The sequence below is a fragment of the Photobacterium sp. 1_MG-2023 genome (assembly GCF_030547945.1).
Lineage (GTDB): Bacteria > Pseudomonadota > Gammaproteobacteria > Enterobacterales > Vibrionaceae > Photobacterium.
Map to the genome: position 1 here is coordinate 1 of NZ_JAUORR010000039.1, position 26787 is coordinate 26787.

At 46.2% G+C, this 26787-nt stretch carries 24 protein-coding genes; 16 read left to right on the plus strand and 8 right to left on the minus strand.

Annotated elements, in window-relative coordinates; genetic code table 11:
- The 3 genes from Q4579_RS21145 to Q4579_RS21155 all read left to right on the plus strand — a co-directional run.
- The coding region (locus Q4579_RS21145) for a hypothetical protein (protein ID WP_303566804.1) at positions 1–468 on the plus strand (468 nt) is incomplete at its 5' end.
- Entirely contained in the window at positions 468–884 is a 417-nt protein-coding gene (locus Q4579_RS21150; RefSeq protein WP_303566805.1) for a hypothetical protein, read from the plus strand. The genes Q4579_RS21145 and Q4579_RS21150, both read left to right, overlap by 1 nt.
- Entirely contained in the window at positions 881–1018 is a 138-nt protein-coding gene (locus tag Q4579_RS21155; RefSeq protein WP_155804952.1) for a hypothetical protein, read from the plus strand. Before Q4579_RS21150 ends, Q4579_RS21155 begins: the two co-directional genes overlap by 4 nt.
- A gap of 154 nt (positions 1019–1172) precedes the next feature.
- Here Q4579_RS21155 and Q4579_RS21160 read toward each other — a convergent pair whose 3' ends face one another.
- A complete protein-coding gene (locus tag Q4579_RS21160) occupies positions 1173–2111 on the minus strand; it encodes a hypothetical protein (RefSeq protein ID WP_303566807.1) in 939 nt (312 codons plus the stop codon).
- A gap of 777 nt (positions 2112–2888) precedes the next feature.
- Here Q4579_RS21160 and Q4579_RS21165 point away from each other — a divergent pair.
- Positions 2889–3677 (plus strand): THxN family PEP-CTERM protein, encoded by a 789-nt coding sequence (locus Q4579_RS21165; protein ID WP_303566808.1) that lies wholly within the window; start codon positions 2889–2891, stop codon positions 3675–3677.
- Positions 3678–3751: 74 nt separating this feature from the next.
- Here the strand turns inward: Q4579_RS21165 and phnR are convergent, their stop codons facing one another.
- The 4 genes from phnR to Q4579_RS21185 all read right to left on the minus strand — a co-directional run bounded on the left by phnR (position 3752) and on the right by Q4579_RS21185 (position 8552).
- Positions 3752–4450, minus strand: coding sequence for a phosphonate utilization transcriptional regulator PhnR (gene phnR, locus Q4579_RS21170; RefSeq protein ID WP_303566809.1), 699 nt, complete (start codon positions 4448–4450; stop codon positions 3752–3754).
- Between the two features lie 96 nt (positions 4451–4546).
- Complete coding sequence (locus Q4579_RS21175) at positions 4547–6277, minus strand: putative 2-aminoethylphosphonate ABC transporter permease subunit (protein ID WP_303566811.1); 1731 nt, start codon at positions 6275–6277, stop codon at positions 4547–4549.
- Between the two features lie 12 nt (positions 6278–6289).
- Positions 6290–7366 carry a putative 2-aminoethylphosphonate ABC transporter ATP-binding protein gene (locus Q4579_RS21180; protein WP_303566812.1) on the minus strand — a complete coding sequence of 359 codons (1077 nt, stop codon included), beginning with the start codon at positions 7364–7366 and terminating at the stop codon, positions 6290–6292.
- Positions 7367–7538: 172 nt separating this feature from the next.
- Positions 7539–8552 carry a putative 2-aminoethylphosphonate ABC transporter substrate-binding protein gene (locus Q4579_RS21185; RefSeq protein ID WP_303566814.1) on the minus strand — a complete coding sequence of 338 codons (1014 nt, stop codon included), beginning with the start codon at positions 8550–8552 and terminating at the stop codon, positions 7539–7541.
- Positions 8553–8816: 264 nt separating this feature from the next.
- Here Q4579_RS21185 and phnW point away from each other — a divergent pair, with 264 nt between their 5' ends.
- From phnW to Q4579_RS21205, 4 genes are all read left to right on the plus strand, one after another.
- Entirely contained in the window at positions 8817–9953 is a 1137-nt protein-coding gene (phnW, locus tag Q4579_RS21190) for a 2-aminoethylphosphonate--pyruvate transaminase (RefSeq protein WP_303566815.1), read from the plus strand.
- Positions 9950–11323, plus strand: a complete 1374-nt coding sequence (locus tag Q4579_RS21195; RefSeq protein WP_303566816.1) for an aspartate aminotransferase family protein — start codon at positions 9950–9952, stop codon at positions 11321–11323. The genes phnW and Q4579_RS21195 overlap by 4 nt, the downstream gene beginning before the upstream one ends.
- 48 nt (positions 11324–11371) lie before the next feature.
- The gene (gene phnX / locus Q4579_RS21200; protein WP_303566817.1) at positions 11372–12181 is read left to right on the plus strand and encodes a phosphonoacetaldehyde hydrolase; all 810 of its coding nucleotides are present in this window, start codon (positions 11372–11374) and stop codon (positions 12179–12181) included.
- A gap of 651 nt (positions 12182–12832) precedes the next feature.
- Positions 12833–13237: a hypothetical protein gene (locus tag Q4579_RS21205; protein WP_303566818.1), complete on the plus strand. Its 405-nt coding sequence runs from the start codon at positions 12833–12835 to the stop codon at positions 13235–13237.
- A 124-nt stretch (positions 13238–13361) separates the two neighbouring features.
- Here the strand turns inward: Q4579_RS21205 and Q4579_RS21210 are convergent, their stop codons facing one another.
- Positions 13362–13829, minus strand: coding sequence for a cell division inhibitor SulA (locus Q4579_RS21210; RefSeq protein ID WP_303566819.1), 468 nt, complete (start codon positions 13827–13829; stop codon positions 13362–13364).
- A gap of 343 nt (positions 13830–14172) precedes the next feature.
- On the opposite strand from Q4579_RS21210, the gene Q4579_RS21215 reads away from it, so the two are divergent.
- The 8 genes from Q4579_RS21215 to Q4579_RS21250 all read left to right on the plus strand — a co-directional run bounded on the left by Q4579_RS21215 (position 14173) and on the right by Q4579_RS21250 (position 25325).
- Positions 14173–14559 carry a spore gernimation protein gene (locus Q4579_RS21215; RefSeq protein ID WP_303566820.1) on the plus strand — a complete coding sequence of 129 codons (387 nt, stop codon included), beginning with the start codon at positions 14173–14175 and terminating at the stop codon, positions 14557–14559.
- Positions 14560–14783: 224 nt separating this feature from the next.
- A complete protein-coding gene (locus tag Q4579_RS21220; RefSeq protein WP_303566821.1) occupies positions 14784–15077 on the plus strand; it encodes a hypothetical protein in 294 nt (97 codons plus the stop codon).
- Between the two features lie 188 nt (positions 15078–15265).
- Positions 15266–15913 (plus strand): thiopurine S-methyltransferase, encoded by a 648-nt coding sequence (locus Q4579_RS21225; RefSeq protein WP_303566822.1) that lies wholly within the window; start codon positions 15266–15268, stop codon positions 15911–15913.
- A gap of 287 nt (positions 15914–16200) precedes the next feature.
- Entirely contained in the window at positions 16201–18867 is a 2667-nt protein-coding gene (gene acnA / locus Q4579_RS21230; protein WP_303566823.1) for an aconitate hydratase AcnA, read from the plus strand.
- A 157-nt stretch (positions 18868–19024) separates the two neighbouring features.
- The gene (locus Q4579_RS21235; RefSeq protein ID WP_303566825.1) at positions 19025–19426 is read left to right on the plus strand and encodes a hypothetical protein; all 402 of its coding nucleotides are present in this window, start codon (positions 19025–19027) and stop codon (positions 19424–19426) included.
- 286 nt (positions 19427–19712) lie between these two features.
- Positions 19713–23492 (plus strand): transporter substrate-binding domain-containing protein, encoded by a 3780-nt coding sequence (locus tag Q4579_RS21240; RefSeq protein ID WP_303566826.1) that lies wholly within the window; start codon positions 19713–19715, stop codon positions 23490–23492.
- A 10-nt stretch (positions 23493–23502) separates the two neighbouring features.
- Complete coding sequence (locus tag Q4579_RS21245; RefSeq protein WP_303566828.1) at positions 23503–24654, plus strand: EAL domain-containing response regulator; 1152 nt, start codon at positions 23503–23505, stop codon at positions 24652–24654.
- 20 nt (positions 24655–24674) lie between these two features.
- On the plus strand, positions 24675–25325 hold the full coding sequence (locus Q4579_RS21250) for a response regulator transcription factor (RefSeq protein ID WP_303566831.1): 651 nt from the start codon (positions 24675–24677) through the stop codon (positions 25323–25325).
- 388 nt (positions 25326–25713) lie between these two features.
- Here Q4579_RS21250 and Q4579_RS21255 read toward each other — a convergent pair whose 3' ends face one another.
- Positions 25714–26235: a transposase gene (locus tag Q4579_RS21255; protein WP_303566833.1), complete on the minus strand. Its 522-nt coding sequence runs from the start codon at positions 26233–26235 to the stop codon at positions 25714–25716.
- 74 nt (positions 26236–26309) lie between these two features.
- On the minus strand, positions 26310–26744 hold the full coding sequence (locus Q4579_RS23110) for a transposase (RefSeq protein ID WP_368502012.1): 435 nt from the start codon (positions 26742–26744) through the stop codon (positions 26310–26312).
- Positions 26745–26787 lie beyond the last annotated feature (43 nt).

Consider the following 26787-nt stretch of genomic DNA (forward strand, 5'->3'; position numbering starts at 1 on the left):
AGGAAGCGGCACGCAATGAGCAGCAGCAAGATCCTATTGATACTGAGTTTGATTCTATTGGGGATGGGAACCATGACAATTTATAAGCCGCGCGGCATTCGTAACAACAATCCGGGCAACCTTGAGGACAACGGCACCGCATGGCAGGGCCGGGTCGGCAATGATGGCCGCTTTGTGATCTTCGACAGACCGGAGAACGGCATCCGGGCACTGGCCCGAACGCTGAAGACCTACCGCAACCGCCACGGCCTGACCACAGTGCGGGGCATCATCAATCGCTGGGCGCCGCCCGTGGAGAATGACACCACCGCCTATGTGAACCACGTCGCCGGGGCGCTGGGCGTGACGCCGGACACCTCATTATCAGAGGCGGAAACCATGGACATGGTGCCTCTGATTATCCGCCATGAAAACGGCATGCAGCCCTACAGCGACCGGGTGCTGAAGGCTGGCATTCAGGCGGCGTAATGCTGGGTGCATTGATGAGCCTCATCACGGGCGGGGTGGCGGCATGGCAGCAGCACAGCCAGAACCGGGCGGAAGCCCTGAAGCGCAAAGACGAGCTGGCGCAGGCCAAGCACGCCGCCCGGCTCAAGCGGCTGGAGTATGGCGACGAGCAAGCGGCCAATCTGGACGAGCTGAGTCTCAAGGGCCGGGGCTGGAAAGATGAATTCATCCTGCTGGTTGTGTTCACGCCCTTGGTGCTGTGCTTCGTACCGGACTATGCGGTGTATGTGGATGCAGGTTTTCAGGCGCTCAGAAGCATTCCAGAGCCGTACTGGTATGTAGTCGGGGCTATCGTCGTCGACGTGCTGGGAATGCGCTCTATGGTGCGCTACCTGCTCGAATTCTTTTCACACAAATTCAGAGGGAAACCGACTTGATAGAAATACTGCAACAACTGACCGCGATGGGCTTACCGCCAACCATGATCGCGCTGCTCATCGTGCTGTACAAGCAGGACAAGCGCCTGACAATACTGGAAACGAACGTACAACTGGGGAAAAAGCATGGCTAAGACAGGACTGAAAAGTAACGGCACACTGAAGAAAGGCTACCGCTTTGCGAAAGGTGGCCGGGTGGTGAAAGCGAAGAATGCGACAGTGAAGCGGAAGGATATACAGAAGTGAAAACAGCCCGCTATCAAGCGGGCTGTTTTCATCTTAGATAGCTTAACTATCTAAGATTTTTGAATTATAGGCTTGGGTCAGATAGCTCATTTCAAGTTGTGATTCAGGAAGACAATTAAGCCTCTTACTAATTTTTGGCTCAAGTGTAATTAAACTAGAGCAACCGCCAAGTGCGGCTCCCAAAATGGTTGTTGGTAAACTTTCAGATATAGCGGCAAAACATATAGCTCCCTTTGCTGCATTACCTAGTACGCTGGATAAGTTATTTGAACCAATGTTTAATTTTATACCTTCAAATCTTATTAGGTTTCCGAATCTGTGTCTTGATTTTCCTTTGATTTCCGCCGTGATTTTTTCTAAGTCGTTAGTAGCGAGTTCTATTGAATATTGATTGGCTTCGCCAGCTTGTGATACATAATGTGTTAATTTATCAATTGAACTCTTTAATTCACTGAATAAATGTGAGTTATCAGATTTGAATCGTACTATTTTTTTAATTGAAGCGTTGTGAGCAGGAACAGGAAGTTTGTTGTGTAATTCCATTTGAACACAATGTGTATCAGTTGAACTTTCTGGATTCGCGAGAAATTTTCGATATGACTGTTGTGGGGTCCATAAAACATCTGGCTTTTCTCTTAATGCTCGTTTAAGAGAAGTCTCTTGATAGTTTACAAAGTTATCAGCCCAGTTGATATCATGGTCTGACCGCAAGCTGTATGCATGCTCCTCGACGAAAAATTGTTTGCAGTCATCCGGTAATTCTTGAATGTCTTTGAACAGAATTCCAGCATCTTCTAAAATGATTTCATCTTTAGTTCTTTTCCACATTGGTAATGCAGCTGATACAGGCTGGATTACATAATCCCAATATAAGCAAAAGAATTGAATTTGTTTTTTTCTCAACTGGACATGAGGTATGTATATATCACCGTTAAGGTCTTCAAATTCAGGACAAAAAACAATTCCTCTTTCTTTTGTCATAAGTCAACTCCTAATGAATGAAAAAACTGAGAAAATGGCGATAAATAACTTAAGAAAATCTACAATGAGTATACTTGAACACGGTGCTTGAAGTAATCAACAAATTTCATGAACCTGATGTATTCATGTCAGGTTACACTCGGAGGTGTGAGGACGTTACGTAAACTAAGATTTTTTCTTCCTCTGGTGGTGTGCATCCGGGATCATAAAAAGGCTCATTGCTTTATTTTTGCGATGTGAGTTAAACGTGCACAACTGCATATGTATGAATCATAGAATATTCAAGCTACTATTGTCCTTTGTCTGTCCTACTCTATCCATGATGTAAGTAGAGCTAAAAGGGCTGTTTAGGCCCGATTTCAGAGAGAAAGTGTGGTCATAATGTGGTAATTAATTTGTTTATATCATTTAAAAACAACAGCTTACACTTTAAATGAAGGCGCTTTACGCGCCTTGTGCTTTATCGAAACGCTAACCGCCTGTTGTTCTCTCTAGAAATGTCAAAGCTGCCCCAATCATTTCAATAAACATCAAAACATCCATGTCAGAAATCTTTACATCTGAAGCCGGGTTCGGCCACATCAAGTCATACAGATATTCTCCGGTGGATTCAGCTTCCAGAAAAGTGATGTTGACAACCCATTGTTCTTACAGCAAACGGCATGGACATATTGGTGTTTTTCTTATTCCTGAGAGCGACGTCACTGCTGATGGCACGCGCCTTGATTGAACTGTTTCGTACACAACAATGTTGTCTTGGGGAAGTGGAGAAGTACCATGAATAAGTTCAGTAAATATGCGTTATACAGTGCAATGATGTTGGCCGGTGCTCAAGCGAGTGCAGCCATTGTACAGGTCGATTTCGGAGATTTTACCGGTTCCTGGGTGAACACCACTGCGACAAGTGGGAGCGGCCAGCCGGTCGCATCGGGCGATGGAACAAGTAATCCACTGTTACGCTGGGGGGTTCCGTTTAACACGGGCGGCCCGCAAAGTGGTTATGATTTTGACGCCGTCACAGGGTTTTCCACAGCTTTTGATACCGACACCATGATGAGCCCGGATTTCCAGCTGGGGATGTTTACACATCGTAATAATATCATCTTAGGCGATGGTGCAAGCTTGCTCTCGACCGATCTGATGCTGAGTACCACAGTCACCATTGACGGTGGCACACCCATTAACCTTGATTTTGTCTTCAGTTTTACGCATAACGAAACGCCCAACGGGGCCGACCCTTGTGCAAATGGGGGGGCAAATGGCTCGGGTGTGAATATCAATGGCTGCGCCGATATCATCACGGTGACAACCGCTGATTTCACCGATGTGGTGACGGTGAATGGCATCAACTATACGATCAATATTCAGGGCTTTCTGGCAAATGGTGGGTTTGCGACTGGTTTTGAAACCATTGAAGAAAATATTAATACCGCAGTAATCATCGCGAATATTTCTGCCACGGACGTCGGCGTGCCTGTACCAGAGCCTGCCAGCATTGCGTATCTGGGAACGGCGTTATTGGGTCTGGCCGCGATGCGTCGCCGGGTGAATCAAAAACGCAAGTAGGATCCTGTGCTACAGCGGATTGGAAGAAAAGGCGCAAAGGCGCCTTTTCTTTTGGATGGCCGGCTCTGAGCATCTCAGATGGTCGCTGTGGACTCGATCAGAATGGCGTCGTGGCGCCAGTATTCTAAATCGCAGTCAATCAGATGACCGTGCTGATCGTAGTTGACCCGTTCCACAAACATGGCAGGTGTCCCTGAGGTGGCGCGCAAGTGATGCGCTGTTTCAGCCATCAGAGAGGTTGACCGGACCCGAAACCGGGTTTTGGAATAGATCACGCCGTATTGCTCGCGATAGGTTGTGGTGAGCGAGTCCGTAATATTGTGTTCAAAGAGATCCGGGAAATGCTGGGGTGAGATAAAGTTGGTGACAACAACAACGGGCCGCTCATCTAAAAAACGCAACCGATCTATCCGGTACACTTCGGTCAGTGGCTTCACATTCAGTAAAGATGCCGCACGGCGGCTTGCCGGAACACGCTTGGCTGATAATAGCTCTGAGCGGGCTCTCCGTCCCTGAGATGCTGCCATGGCCGGAAAATCCGTGGTGTAGGTTGGATCGTAAATCAGCGGATCAGGCGAGACAAACCAGCCACGACGATCTTCCCGGTAAAGTTTGCCTTCTGCTTCCAGCAACGCCAGTGATTCACGCAGCGTCACGCGCGTTGTACTGAAAGACTCTGCCAACTTTCGTTCCGCTGGCAGTTTATGCCCGCCGGAGAGGAGGCCCGCATCAATCTGCTCGTTAATGGCTTCCATGATTTTTAGATATTGCACGTTTAATTATCCTGTTCCGACTATTTCTTGCGGTTCGATATGATAGGCGCTCATGGCCGTTTGTCATGAGCGCAGTCTGTTCAGCATGCTCAGATTTTAACGTTTTCGCCAGGCTTGAGTGTAGCGGTCACTGATTTTACTGGCAGCAAGGTGAAGTAATTTCATTCCGGCTGCTGTGAGTAGAATCATCACCGCCATTGCTGCCGCAGCCCCGGTCTGACCTGCATCGTCCATATTCAGCACCGAGACCGATGCTGGTATGGTATCGGTCGCGTAGAGAAAGACAATGGCCGACGTTGTGGTCATCGCATTGACAAACAAATACGCGGCGATATCCAGAATGGCAGGCATGCAGACCGGAACAGTGACTTTCCAGAACGTTTTGAACTGCGACACATTCAAAGAAGCTGAAATGGCTTCAATTTCGCCCGGTAACTGCTTCAGGGCTGTCAGCGCCGTCATATGGCCCACGGTGTAGTAATGGGTGACGGTATTCACAACCAGAATGGTCAGGGTGCCATACAACCAGGACAGGGGATTCTCGCTGTGGTTGAAAAAGAAAATGTAACCCAGACCAAGGACCATACCCGGCACAGCCATCGGCAGAATTGCCAGCATGTGCAGCAGATTTCTCAATGGGGCAAAGCTGCGGCCTTTTTCAATGCAGTAAGCACAGGTAAAAATCACCCCTGTCCCGATCAGGGCGACAGCAGCGGCCAGTTTCAGGGAATTGAAATAGGGAGCCCAGCCATATGTGCTGAATTCTGCAAAGTTGTAGTTGTTAAGGCTCAGAGAGGTGTCCCAGGGCCAGAAAGTGACCAGAGAACCATAAACGGCCATGCCAATGATCGCCAGAATTGCCAGCGCAATGACGGTACAAAACACCAGGCAAAACCCATCCCGCAGGTGGTTCGGCTCAGGATGATAGGCAACTGAGCGAGCATCAAACAGATTCTGCTGTTTTTTCTGAACCCAGCGATCCCCGGCGAAAGCCAGCAGAGCCGGGAGTAAGAGCACGACAGAGGTCACGGCCCCCATGGCGAAGTTTTGCTGGCCGACGACCTGCTTGAAAATGTCTGTGGCCAGCACGTTGTAATGACCGCCAATGACTTTGGGGACACCAAAATCACAGACCACCAAAGTGAACACAACAATCAAAGCGCTGATCAGACCAAATTTCGCTCCAGGCAGGGTGACCAGAAAGAAAGTCCGGATGGGCGAAGTGTTGAGTGTTTTTGCCGCTTCATACAGGCGGGCATCGGACGTTTTGAGTGAGGTTGTCACAATCATCAGTGCGTGAGGAAAAGTCCAGAAAATCAGGCCGATGGCAATCCCAATCGGACCGTAAATACTGTGTCCCATCAGGATGTCTTTGGCGATGCCCTGATTACCGAACAGATAGATCAGGCTAATTGCTGGCAGCAATGAGGGTGCAAGGATCGGCGCAGAACCGATGATGGTGAACAGGCCTTTCAGCGGCATACAGCTCCGGGTCAGCGCATAAGCGTAACCAAAAGCGAGGACGCCGACGAAAACAGTGACAGTACCGCCAATGACCAGCGTATTTTGCAGGGACAGCCATAACGCAGGTGAAGCAAAGTATTCTGCAAAATTCGCCAGGCCGACAAACTCACCGTCTTCGTTTTCGATACTTTTTTGCAGCATGGCCAGCAAAGGGGCAACGATGAACAGGGCCATCAGACCGGCGAAGCCAGTCAGCAGTATCCCGAGTGTCAGGTTATCCCTGCCGAAGCTGTGTCTCAGGTGGATAAGGGACTGAAACAGACCCGGTTTCACGGCAACTTGCGAGTGTGTCAGTTGAATCATGATCGTGTCCTGTTATTGGCTTTTTCGGTAAATCTGCGTGTGTTTTTCTGCAATATGAAGGTGCAGATAATGACCCCGGCTCAGGCCAAGTTGCCGGGTTTCCCGAATCGGCACGTCCACTTTGATGCTCGGCAGACGATGTGCGCCCTGAAGCTGGCAGTCGGCGCGCATAAAGGTGCCCTGAAACTCAAGGTCTTTCACCTGGACCAGTATGCTGCTGTCGCTTTGCTCTCCGGCTGGCAGAAAATGTAAATCTTCCGGGCGTAACCCCAGCTCGACCTGTTCGCCGCGTTTCAATTGCTCTGCCGGTAAAGGTAACAGTGTTTCACCCACTCGCATCTGATGTTCACTCACCACAGAGGCGGGCAGGAAGTTCATCTGACCGACAAACTCGGCGACAAAGCGGGAAGCCGGATACTGATAAATTTCCTGCGGCGTTCCTACCTGTTCAACACAGCCGTGATTCATCACCACAATCCGGTCTGCCATTGCCAGGGCTTCTTCCTGATCATGGGTCACCATGATGGTGGTAATGCCCATCTGTCGCTGTAAGCGGCGAATTTCTTCGCGCAGGTGTCCCCGAACTTTTGCATCCAGCGCCGAGAGGGGTTCATCAAGTAGTAATAATCCTGGCGATAATGATAAGGCCCGGGCCAGTGCAACCCGCTGCTGCTGACCACCGGAAAGCTGGTTCGGATATTTGTGTCCGGCGTTGGGCAGGGCAATGGTTTCCAGCCATTGCGTCACAATGTCGGCCACTTCTGATACCGATTTGCCCTGATTGCGGAGCCCCAGACTGAGATTTTCGCTCACGGTCAGGTTCGGAAATAAGGCATAGGATTGAAACACAATGCCAAAGTCACGCTTTTCCGGCGGCAGGAAAGTAATGTCTTGTCCCGCTTGCTCTATGGTGCCGGAACTTGCCAGATCCAGACCGGCAATGGCCCGCAGCAGGGTAGTTTTTCCGCAGCCGGACGGCCCGAGAAAACAGATAAATTCGCCTTTGTTCATTTCAAGCGAGATGTTTTCCAGCGCAGTAAACTGGCCGAACTGTTTTCCGACATGCGAGATTTTCAGGTAAGTTTCCATAGCAAAATCATTTCTCTATTTGGTATATACCAAACTTAGGTGGCGTGAGTGACACTTCGATGACAGAAGCTTGACGAAAAAAAGACAACGGATGTCCCGTTGTGCGCCAAATCAAAAAATAAAAAAACAGCCAGTCAATACTGGCTGTTCTGATGTCTACGGTGAGGGATGATTAAGAACGCGGCTCAGATTTCGCGTCGAACTTCTCAGACCAGGTTTTCAGCACAGCTTCGCGGCTGACTGCCATTTTCGAAAAGTCCATTTTCACCATGGCCTGCTGAACATTCGGGTAGTTTTTCACGGGCTTGTTCACTTCCTGATGACCCACGACCGGATAAAACTCGTTGTAAAGTTTGTTGGCGTCTTTCGACAGCGACCAGTCCACCAGACGTTTCGCCGCATCGGATTGCGTATTGACCAGACCGACTGCTTCGGCTTCCCAGCCTACACCGCCTTTCGGCAAGATGATGTCGATCGGTGCGCCCTGAGATTTCAGTTTGGCGCCGCGGATGGCCATGGAAATCCCGATGGCGACTTCACCCATGCCTGCCTGAACACAAGGTTTAGAGCCCGAGTGGGTGTAATGAGCAATGTTTTTGTCCAGCTGTGTCATGTAGTCCCAGCCTTGCTGATCACCCATAGTTTGTAACCAGGCAGAAACCTGCATATAGCCGGTCCCGGAAGACGCCGGATTTGGCATCGCAATCTGGCCTTTGTATTCAGGCTTCAGCAGATCTTCCCAGGATGCTGGCTTTTTCAGGCTGAGCTGCTTGGCCACTTTTTCGTTAAAGCAAACCGCATTGAAAAAGGCATCGTTCCCGAACCAGGCCGGGTTTGCTTGCGGGTCAATCAGATTGGCATGAATTTTCTTCAGGTCTTTTGGCTGATAAGGCTTCAATACCCCTTCTTCTTTCAGCAGGGCCATGGAAGAACCCGCCAGACCCCAGACCACATCTGCTCGCGGGTTGGATTTTTCAGCCAAAAGCTTGGCTGTCATGATGCCGGTTGAATCGCGCACCCATTTGATTTCAATGTCTGGGTTTGCCTGTTCAAATCCTTTTTTAAACTTCGCCAGCATGTCTGTTTCGAATGCGGTGTAAACCGTTAATTCCTCGGCTGCAAACGTTTGTGTGCTGGTCAGCGCCATCAGCGCGGTCAGTGGTGCAACAAGCCATGTCTTTTTCATTGATTCATCCTAAAGGTCAATTTGGTCTGTACCAGATTTGTTCAACACGGCAAATGCTAGGCGGGCTTTGTGACAATTCTATGATTTGTAGATGTCAGTTTTATGAGCCTGATGTGATCGTGATCCAGCGCAAATTCGCGCGAAAGATCGCCGAACATCTTCATTATGAATCTTTTATGAAGACTTCTTCCGGTCCGTTTACAACATGGCGAGCGCCTCGTTATAGTGCGTCGTGAATCTGGTATAGTCCAAATGGAAGAGACAATGGCACACTCTGATAATCAATATCTGCTTCTGACTCCGGGCCCACTCACGACTTCTCGCACCGTGCGCAAAGCCATGCTGAAAGACTGGTGTACCTGGGACGATGAATACAACCTGGGCGTTGTTCAGCATATCCGTCAGCAATTGGTTCAGCTTGCAACCTGCCACGACGGATATACCAGCGTGCTCATGCAGGGCAGCGGTACAGCGTCTGTTGAGGCAACTCTGGGTACTGTCATCCCGGCAGACGGTCGTTTGCTGGTGATCAACAACGGTGCCTATGGTGCCCGGATCGCACAAATTGCTCAGGTTCTGAATATTCCCCATCTGAATTGGGATCTGGGGGAGGTCAGTCAGCCGGATCTCGACGCATTGTCGCAATTGCTGACAGAGCAGCCAGAAATCACCCATGTGGCGATGGTTCATTGTGAAACCACCACCGGCATGCTGAACCCGCTCGAAGCTGTGGCACAGCGGGTGAAAGCTGCCGGAAAAGTCATGATTCTGGATGCTATGTCCAGCTTTGGTGGAATGCCGATGGATATGGGCGAGCTGGGAATCGATTTTCTGATCAGTTCGGCGAATAAATGTATTCAGGGAGTACCGGGATTTGGTTTCGTGATTGCCCGGCGCGCGTTGCTTGAATCATGCAAAGGTCAGGCGCGTTCGCTGAGTCTGGATCTTTATGATCAATGGCATTGTATGGAAGCGAATCATGGCAAATGGCGGTTTACGTCGCCGACCCATACGGTCCGCGCTTTTGCCCAGGCCCTGACGGAACTGGCCGGGGAAGGCGGTGTGTCTGCCCGCTACCAGCGCTATCACACCAATCAAACCACGCTGGTGAAAGGCATGCAGAAACTTGGTTTTGACTGCCTGCTGGATGAAACCCTGCATTCTCCGATCATCACCTCGTTTTATTCTCCGTCATCCCCGTCTTACAACTTCAAGCGATTCTATGACAGCCTGAAAGCCAGGGGATTTGTGATCTATCCGGGCAAAGTGTCGGATGCGGACTGCTTCCGGATCGGGAATATCGGTGATGTGCATCCGGCAGATATTGAACGCCTGCTCACGGCAATTGAAGCATCGATGTACTGGACTGCAGAAACGGCTGAGGCAGGAGAAAAGGCATGAGCCAAACGTCCGGTTTGAGCCAGCGTGCACATGCCTGCGAAGGCGACACGAATACGTCGCCTTCAAGAGCCCGCTGGACGGAGACCCATGCCGATCCTGCGACACAGCAACTGCTGACAGAAGACAGCCAGTATTTTTTGCATCAGGCCATGTCGACACCCTGTCTGGATGCGCTGGCAAGCGCGGATGGTATTTATCTGACGGATGTTGCCGGAAAACAGTACATGGATTTTCATGGGAACAACCTGCATCAGTTGGGATACGGGCATCCTGAAGTGCTTGCCGCGATTCAGAAACAGCTCGCGACATTGCCGTTTGCGCCGCGTCGCTTTACCCATCAGACCGCAGTGGATTGCGCCAAAGCGCTCACTCGGGTGGCCGGTGGGGAGCTGAACCGGGTGCTTTTTGCTCCTGGGGGCACCTCGGTGGTTGGCATGGCGCTTAAACTTGCGCGTTACCTCACTGGCAATGCCAAAGTGGTCTCGTTGTGGGATTCATTTCATGGCGCATCGATGGATGCGATTTCTGTCGGCGGGGAAGCCTGTTTCCGTGAAGGCATGGGACCGCTGATGGCCGGGGTCGAGCGGATTCCGCCACCCGTTCGTTACCGGGGTGCGTTGCCATCACCGGACGGTTCAGATCTGCATTATGCCGATTACCTGGCGTATGTGATTGAAAAAGAAGGCGGTGTCGGGGCATTTATTGCTGAAGGGGTGCGCAATACCGACGTGCAGGTGCCCAGTCAGGCCTACTGGCAGCGCGTGCGGGACATCTGCGACCGGCATGGGGTCATGCTGATTATTGACGATATCCCTAATGGCATGGGACGGACCGGTCACTGGTTCACCCATCAGGCATTCGGGATAGAGCCGGACATTCTCTGTATCGGGAAAGGTCTGGGGGGCGGCGTTGTGCCCATGGCGGCCATGCTGACCAAAGACAAACACAACCAAGCCACTCAGATATCACTCGGGCATTACACCCACGAGAAAAGCCCGATTGGCTGTGCTGCCGCGCTGGCCACGATCCAAGTGATCGAGCAGCAAAACCTGTTACAGAAAGTCCGGGACGATGCGACTTATATTGCTGATCGATTGCAGGTTATGAAAGCGAAATACCCGCTCATCGGCGATGTTCGCGGTATCGGCTTACTGTGGGGGATTGAGCTGGTGGAAGACCGGGTCACCAAAAGCCGTGCTTTTGCCGCCGCAGAGAAGGTGATGTATCGCTGCCTGGAGCTGGGGATGAGCTTTAAGGTGTCGCAGGGCAATGTTTTGCAACTCAGTCCGCCGCTGATTATTTCCCGCGAAGCACTGGTTCAGGCGCTGGACTGGGTCGAGCAGGCTATTGCAGAAGAGCGCCAACTTTAACTTAGCAAGCTGACAACATTCAGTATTTGATGAATAAGAGAGAGAAACATGAAACAAGTGCAAGCCGTCATTTTCGACTGGGCCGGAACCGTGGTTGATTTTGGTTCATTTGCGCCAACCACCATTTTCGTGGAAGCGTTCAAGCGCGAATATGATTTCGATATTTCACTGGCAGAAGCGCGGGTACCCATGGGGCTTGGCAAATGGGATCACATTCAGGCGGTGGGCGCGTTACCTGAAGTGGCCGCACGCTGGCAGGCGCAATTTGGCCGGGAAATGACGCGGGAAGACATCGATAACATCTACCAGACTTTTATGCCGTTGCAGGTTGCCAAGGTTGCCCAGCATGCGGATTTGATTCCGGGGACGCTCGATGTGGTCAGTCACCTGCGGGAACACGGAATCAAAATGGGTTCCTGCTCCGGCTATCCACGTGTGGTGATGGATGAATTACTCCTGGCTGCGGAAGCGAATGGCTTTAAACCCGATTACGTGGTGGCAACCGATGACCTGGCTGCCGGTGGGCGTCCGGGGCCGTTCATGGCATTGCAGAACGTGATTGCATTAGGCATCCAAGATGTTGCCGCCTGCATCAAAGTCGACGACTCCGTCCCAGGGATCGAAGAAGGGCACAATGCGGGAATGTGGACGGTGGCACTCTTGCTGTCTGGTAATGAAGCGGGCCTGACAGAACAGGAATTCCTGAATGCATCTGAATCAGCACTGGACTCAGCCAGAGCAAAAGCGAAGAATGCATTTGAACGTTCTCATGCACATTATCAAATCGACACCATTGCTGATTTACCTGCAGTCATTGTTGAGATTAATCGACGTTTAGCGGCAGGGGAGCGGCCTTAATCTGGTTTTGATGACTTAACTCTCCCTTTTTTGCCAGACAGTTCAGGAATGACTTGCGTTTTTAACTGCTGAGCTGTCTGGTTCCCATCTCTTTATTGCACTTAATTTGTTTCCTGAATTTTTAGGTCTCGTCTGACCAAATGAGTGCAAATGCATGATTTTTAAACATCATTCTCTCTCCGAATTGATGACGCACGACGTTGCTTATCGTGAAGGAAAACTTTTAATAGATTGTTTTTATTCAATATTTTATAGATCTCTTCGTGTTTTATTTGAATGCTTATTGAGTTTGGCTTAGATATTGCTGTGTCATTCTGATTCTTTGAGCAACAGGGAATGCGATGAAAAAGTAAATGAAATGTAAATGTTTTGTATGAAATACAACGTGATTGTCTCGAAGATTGTGCGAACAGCTCAGAAACAGACAAATTACAAAGCGTGAGTGGTTGTTTAATTAACGTGCAATTCATGTTAATCAAGTGTTTTTTCAGTATTTTTTAATTGCTGCAAAGCAAGAAAAAGTAAGATCACGCGCAAAAAATTGAAGAGATAAAAAAGTAAGCAGGACTGGATGATTATATAGTGTGTGGCACTCGTCCAATTTACTTTAGCTTGCAGATTTATGCTGTTGAATTCTTGTGAAGGATAATTATGAAATCATCAGTGGAAGCCCAACAAGCGAAAGAGATTGTGTTTGATTACACCTCCTTTCTGTCTGTGTTGTGTCATTACAGACCAACGTTGTGGGATGCATTCAAAGTGATGCTGCCTGCACTGGAATTTTCCTGGGGCAGGACTTATGGCTCGTACTCGAGTAAAACCGAGCGCTTACAGAGCCAGGCACTGAAGGTGCTGTCGACCAATACCAGTGATGTGAACAATCTGATTCGATTGTTGAGACTGGCGCGAATGGAGCAGATATCCGAACTGAATGTCTGCCTGCCTTATGCACTGGATGAAACACAGCTGGCTTTGATTCAGGAAAAAGCTTCCTGTGAGATTCAGGAAATCGGAAGTCATGGAGAGCAGTTACATATCCGATTGAATCCGCTCTGAAGCGGAACGGACAATCGCTCTTCGAGAAAAACGCCTGTATAGCAAGTTTTGTTGTACAGGCGTTTTTCATTGATACCAGTCAGCAGGCTGTGACGGTGGCACGGGTTTATTTACTGTGTGGCTTTCAGTGTAGCAGTGGATTGTGCGTACTTCGGCGGATGACGAATGCCATGGCGTTCCCGTGAATCGCCGCTTCATGGATGGTCCGGTTGCAATAGTCACGGACGTCACCGCAGGCAATGACTGCACTGCAATTCCCCATTTGCAATGCTTTGGCCATGAGCGCCTGAGTTTGTTGCCCATCTTTTTTATTGAGCAGGATGACTTTATTGAGATCGACGCTTGCGCTTTTCAGCAGATTGCGATCCAACAATGCATCATGACCAATGAACATGATCCAGCGGTTCTGCGCACTGGCTTGTTTCAGCAACCGGAGTAAATAGGCCAGTTGGGCTTGTTCTTGATCGCAGAAACTGACTTCAATCGGATATTGAACCTGGATGGAACTCAGGGGAGAAGCGGGTGACAGAAACGTTGATTTATACACCTGAGAAGCGGTCACCGATTGGAAGCTGTCTAATTGTGCTGTCATGAGAGTTCCATCCTCTGAAAAAATTCACCGAATAGTGTGTATCTGTACATGCTGTATGCTTATACAGTAGTTTTCTTCCTCAGGGGTTGCAAGCTTTTTTTTCGGGAACACTTCACATTTTGGCTCGGGGTTCAGGGTGGGGTTGTGCGCCATCTATGTATAAGATTCTGTAAATTAAGTAAAATTTACTTTGTTGTTCGTTTGGGTTCGTTTTCCGGTGAGCCTGTCATTCAGTCTGAGGTTGACGCGGGAAACGCAGAGATTGGCGTTTATACAGTAGTTCATACAGTGGTTGATACAGTAGACTGAGTGATAAACAACAGTGTGAGAGGATGTTTGCCCAATGAAAAAACAAACCCGATTCGCGGCGACAAAGGTTACAGGGATCTTTCTTTTGTCTGTAAACCTGTTCACGGTCGGCTGCAGTGAACCTTTCGCCATTTCGGCTGAGCCCGTGAAGGATGTTGATCAGATAGACATCAATGATCGGGTCTTAAATGTCTATTGCCCTCGTGGTATTTGTCAGTTTGAACTCAGCACCAACCAGGAAACGGATTTGGTGGTGAACATGTTTTACGGCGAGGAACAGCCTTTTACCAAGATTGAAGGCGTGAGCGTGACCGGTGCAGCAGGCTCCAGTCTCAGTGTCGAAAGTCAATCTCAGTTTAAAATGCTGATTCAACCCCAGAAAACACCGGTTCGGGTGCAGGTGATTGACTATTACCGCTGAGGTGATTGGGCTTTGTTTGATGCTGGCGAGTAACCAAAATCTTAAATAAGTGAATGATTTGTTATCGATTCTTTGGGGGATTTGAGCCTTTTTGGTGGATTCATTGCGATTTTGATAGCACCAGACTGATTTGTGTTAGCAATAGCCAAATTCATTCGCGGATGGCTTGATTTCGGGGGGATTGAACAGTAGTATCCGCACCTCTTTTTTGTGTGGTGGTGTATATGAGCAGATTTGAGTGCCTTGAGAGAATTGTCGATGAATACCGCAAGAAGGTTCGTGACTCAGAATTCAATAAGCAAAACGACAGTGAAGTTGCGAAAGTCCTGGTTTTACTTGTAGGGAACTCAATGTTCAACCTGGCAGATGAATTTGCAGAGTGGGTTAACCGTGGTGGTGATCGCAGCTATGGCGGCAAGTTTTTTGTGTCGAAACAATTGATGACACTGCTTGAGCCTGTCACTTTCCGTGGCGTGACTGTTCGTCGCGATTCTATCAAACTGTTCCGTATCGGTTGATATCCGTCTCGCATACAGAAATAAAAAACGGATTCGCCGCTGGCTTGCTGGTGGCTCAAAGAGGATGCTTCGGCATCCTTTTTTGCATGTATTTGTCGCCAGAAGTGACTTGGCAACGGCTGGATCTCCGGGATGAAATATGGTCTGATACGGCCCATTATCTGTAAATCGTGATTGAGAGAGCATCCATGGATTCAGAATTTTGGCACAACCGCTGGGCTGAAAACCGAATTGGTTTTCATTTGAGTGAGACGAATCCTGTATTACCGCAATTCTGGCCACAATTGGGCATCAGCCGTGATGAAACCGTATTTGTCCCGATGTGTGGAAAATCACTGGATCTGACCTGGCTTGCAGAGCGCCATCATCAAGTCATTGGGGTAGAACTGAGTGAGATTGCAGTCCGTGCCTACTTTTCTGAGCACCTTTATATTCCGACAGTGACAACGCTGGGAAATGGCCACACGCTGTATGAGTTTGATGAAGTCCGGATTTATTGCGGGGACTTTTTTACAGCGCCTGTTCCACCTGTTGATGCAGTCTATGACCGGGCAGCACTTATCGCGATGCCTGAAAAAATGCGGGAAAGTTATGTTCAGCATTTGCTGTCACGGGTGAAACCGGGCGGGAAAATTTTGCTGGTGACACTCGATTACCCACAACAGGAAATGTCTGGCCCGCCATTTAGTGTGCCCGTTCCTGAAGTTGAACTGCTGTTCAAAGGCTGCAATATCAAGCATCTGTCTCGTGAGGATGCGGACGCTTCACACCCAAGAATGCAGCAGGGATTATCCCGCTTTGCTGAAGAAGTCTGGCTGATTCAGACACCTGCTTAAACCGCTGCATTTGCGTGTTTGCTCACAGATCAAACAACCTTGCTGTCAGCCGGGAATTTTGAAGATTAGGCTTATTCCATCAATACTTTATACCAATCGCAGTAAATCACTGGTCATCCTAGCTTGTTAAAATGCTCGATAACTGTGTTAGATTTTTTGATTGTAGAATCACTACTGATCTAAAAAATCTGCCTTGTTCTCAAACATTTTTCCTGCGCTATTTTTGATCACTGACTGACTTTGATTGGTATTAGCCTCTCATGTAAGAGGCAGGATGGAGGTGAGCAATGAACTCAGATAACTCGGTAGACAGTTTTCAAAGCAATCAGTCTCTCAATATCGACGGAACGCCGTATCAGTATTTCAATCTGTCGGCGCTGCGCCATCTTGGCGATATCGATCGATTACCTTTTTCGCTGAAAGTATTACTGGAAAACCTGCTTCGGTTTGAAGATGGTGAAACGGTGACGAAAGATGACATTACGGCCATTGTTCAATGGCTGGAAAAGCGTTCATCTGATCGAGAAATTCAGTATCGTCCCGCTCGCGTTCTCATGCAGGATTTCACCGGCGTTCCGGCTGTGGTCGATTTGGCCGCAATGCGGGATGCCATCGCAGCTGCTGGCAAAGATCCGGAAAGTATCAACCCCAGATCGGCTGTTGATTTAGTGATTGACCATTCGGTGATGGTCGATGTCTATGCGTCGGAAGGCGCATTTGCCCGCAATGTTGAACTGGAAATGAAGCGCAACAGCGAGCGGTATCAGTTCCTGCGCTGGGGCCAGCAGGCCTTTTCAAACTTTCGTGTGGTCCCGCCGGGCACTGGCATTTGCCATCAGGTGAATCTGGAATATCTGGGCCAGTCGGTCTGGCAGGATGGAGACATGCTCTTTCCGGACACTCTGGTTGGTACCGATTCTCATACCACGATGATTAACGGCCTGGGCGTGCTTGGCTGGGGTGTGGGTGGGATTGAAGCTGAAGCGGCCATGCTCGGGCAACCGATTTCCATGCTGATTCCTGAAGTGATCGGTTTTCGTCTCAGTGGCAAACTTAATCCGGGAGTGACTGCGACTGATCTGGTGCTGACCGTTACGGAGATGCTGCGCAAGAAGGGCGTCGTCGGTAAATTTGTAGAATTTTACGGCCCCGGTCTCGATGGCTTACCGCTGGCCGATCGGGCGACGATTGCCAATATGGCACCGGAATATGGTGCCACCTGTGGCTTTTTCCCCATTGATGAAGAAACACTGAACTATCTGCGATTGTCCGGACGGGATGAAACCATTCTGGCCCGTGTTGAGCACTATACAAAAGCGAATGGGATGTGGCGGGACTCCAGTCATCCGGAACCGTTATATACCGATACGTTATCTTTGGATTTGACGGATGTGGTTTCCAGCATGGCTGGCCCGAAACGGCCACAGGATCGGGTCGCATTGCCCGCTATTGAATCTGCGACTTCCGATCTGCTGGCACTCAATGGCTTGGATCCAGATCAGAAAGTCCCGGTCGAGACAGAGGACGGTGGATTTGCGCTCAAACATGGCGATGTCGTGATTGCCGCAATCACGTCCTGTACTAACACATCCAACCCCAGTGTCATGCTGACCGCTGGTTTACTGGCGAAAAAAGCCGTTGAGAAAGGGCTCAAGTGCAAACCCTGGGTGAAAACATCACTGGCACCGGGTTCAAAAGTGGTGACTCGCTATTTTGCGGATTCCGGCCTGCAACCATATCTGGATGAACTCGGCTTTCATCTGGTGGGTTACGGCTGCACAACCTGTATCGGGAACTCAGGGCCGTTGTTACAGCCCATTGAGCAAGGGATTCAGCAGGGCAATTTGACTGTTTCTTCTGTCCTGTCGGGTAACCGGAATTTTGAAGGTCGGGTGCATCCTTTGGTGAAAGCGAACTGGCTGGCATCGCCGCCGCTGGTCGTTGCTTTTGCGCTGGCTGGGACAACCCGAATCGATCTGACGCAGGAACCGCTGGGCGTCGATCAGCAAGGGCAGCCCGTTTTTCTGGGGGATATCTGGCCTTCTGCGGATGACATTGCGCAAGCCATGAAAGAGGTCAAAAGTACGTTGTTCGAGCAGGAATATGCCGATATTTTCTCCGGGGATGATATCTGGCAGCAGATACAGGTGAATACTAGCAAGACATATCAGTGGCAGCCCGACTCGACTTATGTGCGCCTGCCGCCGTTTTTTGAGCGTATCGCAGAGACAGTGCAACCTTTGCAGGATATCAGCGATGCAGCCATTCTGGCGCTTTTCGGAGATTCGATCACCACAGATCATATTTCTCCGGCTGGCAGTATTCAGCCCGACAGTCCCGCTGGCAAGTATCTGCAGGCGCATGGTATCCAACCCGCTGACTTCAATTCTTATGGTTCCCGACGTGGTAACCATGAAGTCATGATGCGTGGGACGTTTGCCAACATCCGGATTAAAAACCTGATGCTGGATGGCAAAGAGGGCGGTTATACCTTGTATCAGCCATCCGGAGAAGTGATGTCGATTTATGATGCGGCCATGCAGTACCAGTCGCAGGGTACACCGCTGGTGATTTTCGCAGGAAAAGAGTACGGCACCGGCTCCAGTCGCGACTGGGCCGCCAAAGGAACCAATTTGCTAGGGGTGAAGGCGGTGCTGGCAGAAAGCTTCGAGCGGATTCATCGCTCGAATCTCGTTGGTATGGGGATCATTCCGGTTGAATTACCTGCGGGTTTACGGGACAGCATGTCACTCACGGGTAGCGAGCGTGTGTCCCTGAAAGGGATCGAGACACTGACTCCAGGCGCTTCACTAACGCTGGTGATCACGGATGAACAAGGTAAAAACCGTGAGTCTCAGGTGAAAGCCAGGGTAGACACACAAACTGAGCTGGCCTATCTGAAATCAGGTGGGATTCTGCATTACGTGCTGAGAGCGAGGATAAAGGCTGATTGACCCCTTCATTGCTAATTTGTTGACATCATCCATGTCAATTATTTGTCATTTGTGGTGCAACAGGTTCGTATTGTCGCGAAATAGCAGATAAAGTAGAGTTCAAGTCTTATAAATAACTTTATTATTAGAGCGAAGTTCAAGGAATATGGACAGTAACATGAAGAAGTCATTGATTGGTTTGTTATTGTGCGGACTCTCGACGTCTGCGTTTGCATCACAATCCGCCGGTATTTTTTTGGGATCGCCGATGAGCGGTGTGCAACTGAAGCATAACGATCTGCGATTCTCACTGGGTCTGGATGAGTTTGGTTTAGCCGTCGATAAAACTTTTAATCTGGGAACACTGACGCACAACCCGCAACTGGACATGGGTTACACCTTTGTCGGTGCTCAGTTTGTGGATGATCACTGGGATAAGTTTGGGGTCCGTTCCGGTGTAGGGATCGAAATCCCGGTGAATCAGTTTGAGCTATATGGCGAAGTGGGTCCAACTCTGTATATGGTCGAAGATGTTGATGTCGAATTGGAAGCGGCGATGGGTGTCAGAGTCCGGTTCTGATTTCTCGCAAATACCAAAAAAAGCTGGCAATTGCCAGCTTTTTTTATCCCTAAATCATCGAAGCGGGACGTGGTGATTCTTGTTGTTCTGGAAGTTTTGAGCCGGTTTCAGGTGTGATTCCACACGTTTCGTTGTAGTCCATTTCTGATTTTTTTGTAAGACTTCATTAATATGATTTTAAAACTGTCATGAGATCAGAGTGTTAGTTGTATGACGAAAGCGTGGGAAATTTGACACTTGCATGGCTCGCAATACAATTGCATCACTGAAGTTATAGGCAGATATTATGCATTTGTATTTTATATATTTCCTATTCTGTGTGATGAGTACAGTCTCTTGGGCATTACCAATTGCACTGAATGAAGAAGAAACTCGTTACGTGAATAACAAATCTGTTCTGCGTGTTGCTGTTTTGTCTGAAAGCTCTAAAAATCGTGATGAAAATGAATATGTTGATTACAACGATGAATTTTTTGATATCAGCATTGATTATATTCAAGGGATAGCTAACGAGTTAGGTTTGAAAACTGAAGTGATCAGCTATCCTTCCATTCGTAAAATATATTCTGCTGTACTGTCCGGTGAAGTTGATCTTGCCTCAGGGTTTACACGAACAGATAAACGTGAGCATCATTTTTTATTTACAGATGCTATGTACACAAGCACTATCTCTGTAGGGTATCGAAATACGGATAAGGTATTAGAGAAGGAAGTAGAGCTGAACTGGGTTTGTGTCAGCGATACAATCTATTGTGACCTTTTAGAAAGCCGCGGTTACTTGCACATAAAAAAAGTAAACTGTTTTCTTGAAGCTATTCGCTCACTGAATGAAGGTGAATCAGATGCAATTCTAGACAGTTATGTTTCACTGATTGAATACTTGAACGACACAAATCTTGTGATGGGGAAAGTTTATACCCCGATCTGGGCTAAACCGATTCATGTAGCCTCCTTTACGCGTGCAGATAATCAATTGCTGGTTGGTATCATCAATAAAATATTAAATCGGGAGAAATTAGGTCTGACTAAATATACAATAGTATCTGGCAGTCCGTACCATCAAATAGATAAAATGAATGCAATTGTACAAAGTAATCAGCAGTTCAAAAAACCAATTCGATTCACATTGGAAGATGATATCTATCCGATGTTTTATCGCACCTCATCTGGCTATACAACAGGTTATGTATTAGATATTCTCAATCTATTGGAAAGCAGATCGAACTTAAGTTTTGAATATGTTCCCCTTGCGAAGGGAGAGACACCAGAGAAATTGATTTCTGAAGGAAAAGTGGATTTGTTGCCAGTTATTGTCAATGAGACACGTGATGTGAATCAAGTATGGTCAACAAAACCTTATCTAAAGCTAAAGTTTGTCAGTATGGAGCTGAAAAAAGGTGTCGATCCTTCAGTTGAAAAAGTTGGCGTTTTGCTTGCAGGTCAACATGAAGAAAACTATATGGATTCTTTAAATGAATCTAACTTTGGCGAGCATGTTGAATATTTCACTGATTTTATGAAATTGGTGGTTGCTCTTGATGAAAATAAGATACAGCGTGCGTTTGTTAGTGAAAACCTTGTTGATATTATCATAGCTCAGCAGATTGATCAGCGCTTTATTGTAAACTCAGATGTTTATCGCAGTGTGAATTTATCTATGGGTGTTGCATCGAATAATCGGTTATTGGCTGATGTGCTAAACGGCACATTTATGGCATTAAATGATTATGAGTTAAAAACGATAAAGAGAAACTACACCATGTTTAATGTATCTTATGGATATGAAAAAACAGGAGTGACGAAAATTATAATCGCTGCTATTTTTGTGTTTTTCTTTCTCATTTTTTTGGGCGGCTGGGGCTGGAAAAATTTGAGCAAAAAAATATACCATAGTAAGAAAGAAGCACAGCACACTAAAAATGAACTGGACTTATTGCAAGGTATTATCGATGGATTGCCGACTCAAGTATTCATTCATGATGGTAATAATCACCTTTTAATGACCAATTGCGAGGAATTTGTCAGCGGCAATTGCACAAAATGTAAGATGAGGTCTAAAACAGGAAGATCCGATTTATTGGTTGAGAATGCACGAGAAATCCAGCATGTTATTCAGAATAATGACGTTATTGACCGAGTGACAGAAATTAAAAACTGTCACTTACAAATGAAATCTGTCCATCTATATAGAAAGTGTATCGTGAATAATTTGGGGAAAACCCCCTTGGTCTTAACGGCGATTAGTGATGTTACAAAACAGAAAGAACAGCAAGCTGAATTAATGAATGCGACAGAAATGGCGAAAGGTGCAGTTGTCGCTCGTGAACAATTTTTGGCAAGTATGAGCCACGAATTACGTACGCCTATAGCTGGTATGTCTGGCTTGATTGAAATGCTTAAAATGCAATTAAAAGAAAGTGAATCAAAGCTTATTTTGGATAATATTGCAGCTGCAACACATAATCTACACATGTTAGTCAATGATATTTTAGACTTTTCTAAAATGGAAGCGAATCAGTTACAATTAGATTTAAATAAAACTTGCCTTATCCGGGATATATGCGAGGTATTGCGCACTCATCATGTTGCGGCAAATAAGAAAGATTTATATTTTGAAATTGAGTTTGAGCCAACGAATATTAATGAAGTTGAAATTGATAATTTGCGTTTGAACCAAATTCTTCACAATATATTATCTAATGCTATTAAATTTACATCAAGAGGTGGTGTCACTGTTCAAGTGAATATTCATCAGAGCAAGATTAATGTAAATGTTGCTGACACTGGGGCAGGGATGACTGAGGATCAAAAGTTAAAGGTTTTTGATCCTTTTGTGCAAGCTGATAGTTCTATCTCACGTAAATATGGAGGAACAGGCTTAGGGTTGGCTATCGTAAAAGATTTAGTCCATCTCATGGGGGGGGAGCTATCAATTAAATCTATTATCGGAATAGGCACACGTGTGAATTTTTGGCTTCCATTGCAAGTGAGTTCATATTTTTCACAAAAATTAAGTTCAATGAATGCAGTCTATTCAGGTGATGGTAATCATATCCGGCAATGGTTAGAGATTTGGACGGGGGAGTGTTGTTTAGATAAAGTAATTGATGTTGAGGTATATCATAACGGTGAAAGAAAATTAACAAATAGTGTGCATGATATATTACTATGTCAGTCAGTTTCGGATTTTAAACGTACAGATCGTAAAATAACTAAGATAACAGAGTCACCATTATATCCAGATTTATTGCTCGATACTCTGTTTAGTATCCATAGTGGTGATTCAGAAAAGACCTCATATGACTTGAGTCAATTCATCGGAAATGTATTAATTGCTGAAGATAATCAAATCAACCAGTTTCTTATTCGAAAGCAACTGACGAGTTTAGGGGTCAATGTAAAAATTGTGTCCGATGGCGAAGCTGCATTTAAGCTTTTACAACAGCATCACCAAGATTTTGATTTACTATTCACTGATTGCCATATGCCAAATATGGATGGTTTTGAATTGACGAATAAAATTCGGACAGAGTTACCACAATTTAACGGTAAGCCTATTATTGGTTGTACTGCTGCCGATGCACGAGCAAAATCTAATTGCTCATATAATTATGAATTTGACGATATTCTTTATAAGCCATATGGTATAGATAAAATGGCAAGAATACTTAGTCAGCACTTACCGATAAGTAGTAACCATACTAAGGGAAAATCGATAGAGGGCACAGAAGAATACTGGTGGGAAAAATTTAGTGATGATGAAAAGGAAGTCATGATCAATATATTTTTGAAATCTATGTCAGAAGATTTAGAAAAGTTAAAAAAACTCCAATCAAAAAACCAAGGAGATCATAATCTAATTAGAGAGGTTGCACATCGCATTAAAGGGGGGGCTATGTCAATCAATATTAATGATATTAGTGAGCCTGCAGAACGCTTGGAGGAAGCAAGTGTATGTCGGGATGATAATCTGGATTTTCACATGTCCAAACTAATCAGTGTGATAAGTAAATATATCCAGAAAACGGAACAGTGGTCGACAAATAATGACAATCAGATCCCATAAAATTTTGGTAGTGGATGATAATATTATCGATCTCTATACCATAAAAATTATCCTTAATAAGTTAGGCGTTAAAAATATCAGCTTAGTAAAAGAAGGGGAAGATGGACTAGAATTGTGCAACCAGATAAATTTTGACCTCGTCGTATGTGACTTAGATATGCCAACAATGGATGGATTAACTTTTTTACGCCTGTTAGATATGAAAAATTATAGTGGAGGTGTGTGCATTGTTAGTGGCAAGAGTGAAAATATCATTGATATTGCTCTTCGCATGTGTGAAAATAGCGGATTCAAATTCATAAAGAAAATCTCAAAGCCTGTAGAGATTCATGGCTTAAAAGAGGCCATTGATTTTAGATGGGGTACTTATCCTAATAAAAATCCTGTTTCTAAAGTTGTAGATGATATCTTAAAAAATATTGACGCTTCAGATGTAATTCGAGGTTTGAAATCCCGTGAGTTTGTTGCTTATTATCAACCAAAATTTTCTCTTACAACGGGTAATATTATTGGTTGTGAGGCTCTAATTCGTTGGCAACACCCAAGTTTCGGTTTGTTGCTTCCGGATGATTTTTTACCACTGATTACTAACTCAGAACATGTTGATATGGTATTTTTTTATATGTTGGATTTGATTTTACAACATATGAAAAATGAGAAGATGCCAGAAAATGTTGCAATCAATGCCAGTCATATAAGCTTTGATCGAATTGGATTTTCTGAACGAGTGATAGCGCTGTGTAAAAAATATAATATTTCCCTTTCACGAGTGACTATTGAACTTGTGGAATCTGAGAAATGTAAAATTACACCTTCTATGTTAGAAAACTTCGCTCGATTACGAATTCATGGTATTTCATTATCTGTAGATGATTTTGGAATGGGTTACTCTTCTTTGCATAAGCTAGCGTTTTTACCATTTAGTGAAGTGAAAATTGATCGTTCTTTTATTTCGAACTGTCTGCAGGATGAGCGATGCAAATCAATCGTTATAACAACATTGAATTTATCATTAAGTCTGGGGGCGCGTGTTGTAGCGGAGGGTATTGAAGATAAGGCGACATTAGATTTCATTAAATCATTAGGAATACAAGTGGCCCAAGGCTATTATTTATCAAGGCCTATCCCTATTGAAAAATTATTATTACTCATGGATTCATAATTGATAAGGATGTTTCGACCATGAATGAAAAAACTTGTGTTATTTTGGATGACCATCCCCTTGTATGTTGCGCAATAGTGGCTATGTTAAAGCCAACTGAAAAGTTTACACATATTCAGACATTTACGAATACTCTCGAAGCCATACGTTATATTAAGGAAAATCAAGTAGATATGCTGGTCATTGATATCAGCTTGGAAAACAGTGATGGATTCGAAGTTCTACGACGTGTAAAATCTCACGGATATAAAGGGAAATCATTATATATATCTGGAAATAATTCTACGCTATATTCAGAAACTGCATTTGACATGGGTGCAGATGGATACATCAGTAAAAATGAGGATATGGCACTTATTCAAGATGCGATTGATGCGATAATGAATGGATACAGTTTCTTTAAATTCAAAAAGGCTCATGAAAAAAAAGAGATGTCATCTCCGGTTAGATTGTCGAACCGTGAAGCGATTGTTTTTCAATACTTAATTGAAGGTAAAGGAAATAAAGAAATTGCAGAATTAATGTTGCTAAGCCCAAAAACGATCAGTACTTATAAAAAGCGAGTCTTAAGCAAGTTTAAAGTTAGTTCTATCGTTGAACTTATGGGATTAAATGAGTCTTTGCTGAAAACTGGTACGGATTATGCCTTGAATCATAATGGTTGTGTGTGAGGCCGCGATAATTTAAGACATACTTTGTAACCACTTAGGGGATTGACTGTCAAGCAGCCAGCCCGAACGCATCCGGGTACGTCTGCCTTCGGATAACGGTCGTCACTATGTAATGATCCAGCCGAATCAAGACGACCTGAGCCGATAATTTGAACACATCGAGTGTTTTTAATCCTGAGTGCCTGGTGCGGGCGCTCAGGGTTATAGAGCTCTCTCCGATGACCTATAACTATCCCTTGCTTTGAATTGGCCAAAAAACGGGTCACAGTTTTAGCGGGTCAGAATTTACACTCTCACTCATCCGGAGTTGATTCACGATTGTAATGACGCGAGCTGATCTGGCTGGAACTGTAGATACCATCTCTCAACTTAATCAGCAAGCATAGTTCTAGAGCGTTTGGGGCTGATATTTAGTCTGTGTTTTGAGTACCCCAAAGCAAATATGAATAAGTTTTCGCATTGCCGCTCCAAGCGCTTGCATTTTGGTTTTACCTGCTGCCAGCAACCTTTGTTTCTGCTCTTTAATATCAGGGTTGTGGGTGCTAGCACTTACCGCCGCCAAGAACAATTTAGCACGAACTCTTGATGGGCCAACCTTACTCAATGTAGTCCTACCTTTGAGATTTCCCGATTCATTTAGTCTAGGGATGAGCCCAACAAAAGCTGTGGCCTGCTTTGCACTAGAAAACTGTTTAGCACTGAATAAGTAAACAAGTTCGCGAGACATGACCTTACCAACACCAACGATGCTTTGTAATAGTTGATGATTTTTATTCATGGTAGGGTCTGATCTGATAGCTAGATCAATCTCTTCCTCAATCGAGGCTATTTCTTCGTCGATTAAGCTAATGACGCGCTTTATCGAGCATATCACTCGCTCATGAGCATCACTGATTTCACTAGCTTCCAAACGGTTTGATTCTCTCAGTCTATCCTTTTCTAAAGCACTCAGGCGACGAGATAATGATTTGATATTCCTTACGTTTAGACTATCTGGTGTCCACAGATGAGCGCGGCTTCCCTGTGCAGCATATATGAATCCGATTTATCGGTCTTATGTACAAGGCCCAATGATTGAGAGAACTTTTTTGCTTTGCCGGGGTTAGATATATGCACCAAAAACCCAGCCATATGTAGGCAAAAAGCTATTGACTCATGATAGATACCAGTCGATTCCAGAGTGATTAAGATATCTTCTGCTTTACACTTTGCTGTTTTTAGCAACCAAGAGTTCAAGTCAGAATGAGCCCCTTTATCGTTCTTAAACTTACGATATCGTTGTCCGCTCTTGGTTTGATCGCTAAGTAAACAAACATCTAGGCTTCCCTTACTTAGAGCTATAGTCAAATCTGGTGTACGGACTCCAGCGCAGTGGCTTGTTGATCGTCCTGATTTGAGCGGATACCATCTTTGAAGCATTTCCCCTCGATGACATCTGCAAGTAACTTGAAGCCCCTTAGCC

Coding starts and splice junctions, on each gene's coding strand:
- Q4579_RS21150 (WP_303566805.1), top strand. CDS start 468: ATGCTGGGTGCATTGATGAGCCTCATCACGGGCGGGGTGGCGGCATGG.
- Q4579_RS21160 (WP_303566807.1), bottom strand. CDS start 2,111: ATGACAAAAGAAAGAGGAATTGTTTTTTGTCCTGAATTTGAAGACCTT.
- Q4579_RS21165 (WP_303566808.1), top strand. CDS start 2,889: ATGAATAAGTTCAGTAAATATGCGTTATACAGTGCAATGATGTTGGCC.
- Q4579_RS21175 (WP_303566811.1), bottom strand. CDS start 6,277: ATGATTCAACTGACACACTCGCAAGTTGCCGTGAAACCGGGTCTGTTT.
- Q4579_RS21180 (WP_303566812.1), bottom strand. CDS start 7,366: ATGGAAACTTACCTGAAAATCTCGCATGTCGGAAAACAGTTCGGCCAG.
- Q4579_RS21185 (WP_303566814.1), bottom strand. CDS start 8,552: ATGAAAAAGACATGGCTTGTTGCACCACTGACCGCGCTGATGGCGCTG.
- phnW (WP_303566815.1), top strand. CDS start 8,817: ATGGCACACTCTGATAATCAATATCTGCTTCTGACTCCGGGCCCACTC.
- Q4579_RS21195 (WP_303566816.1), top strand. CDS start 9,950: ATGAGCCAAACGTCCGGTTTGAGCCAGCGTGCACATGCCTGCGAAGGC.
- phnX (WP_303566817.1), top strand. CDS start 11,372: ATGAAACAAGTGCAAGCCGTCATTTTCGACTGGGCCGGAACCGTGGTT.
- Q4579_RS21205 (WP_303566818.1), top strand. CDS start 12,833: ATGAAATCATCAGTGGAAGCCCAACAAGCGAAAGAGATTGTGTTTGAT.
- Q4579_RS21210 (WP_303566819.1), bottom strand. CDS start 13,829: ATGACAGCACAATTAGACAGCTTCCAATCGGTGACCGCTTCTCAGGTG.
- Q4579_RS21215 (WP_303566820.1), top strand. CDS start 14,173: ATGAAAAAACAAACCCGATTCGCGGCGACAAAGGTTACAGGGATCTTT.
- Q4579_RS21220 (WP_303566821.1), top strand. CDS start 14,784: ATGAGCAGATTTGAGTGCCTTGAGAGAATTGTCGATGAATACCGCAAG.
- Q4579_RS21225 (WP_303566822.1), top strand. CDS start 15,266: ATGGATTCAGAATTTTGGCACAACCGCTGGGCTGAAAACCGAATTGGT.
- acnA (WP_303566823.1), top strand. CDS start 16,201: ATGAACTCAGATAACTCGGTAGACAGTTTTCAAAGCAATCAGTCTCTC.
- Q4579_RS21235 (WP_303566825.1), top strand. CDS start 19,025: ATGAAGAAGTCATTGATTGGTTTGTTATTGTGCGGACTCTCGACGTCT.
- Q4579_RS21240 (WP_303566826.1), top strand. CDS start 19,713: ATGCATTTGTATTTTATATATTTCCTATTCTGTGTGATGAGTACAGTC.
- Q4579_RS21250 (WP_303566831.1), top strand. CDS start 24,675: ATGAATGAAAAAACTTGTGTTATTTTGGATGACCATCCCCTTGTATGT.
- Q4579_RS23110 (WP_368502012.1), bottom strand. CDS start 26,744: ATGCTTCAAAGATGGTATCCGCTCAAATCAGGACGATCAACAAGCCAC.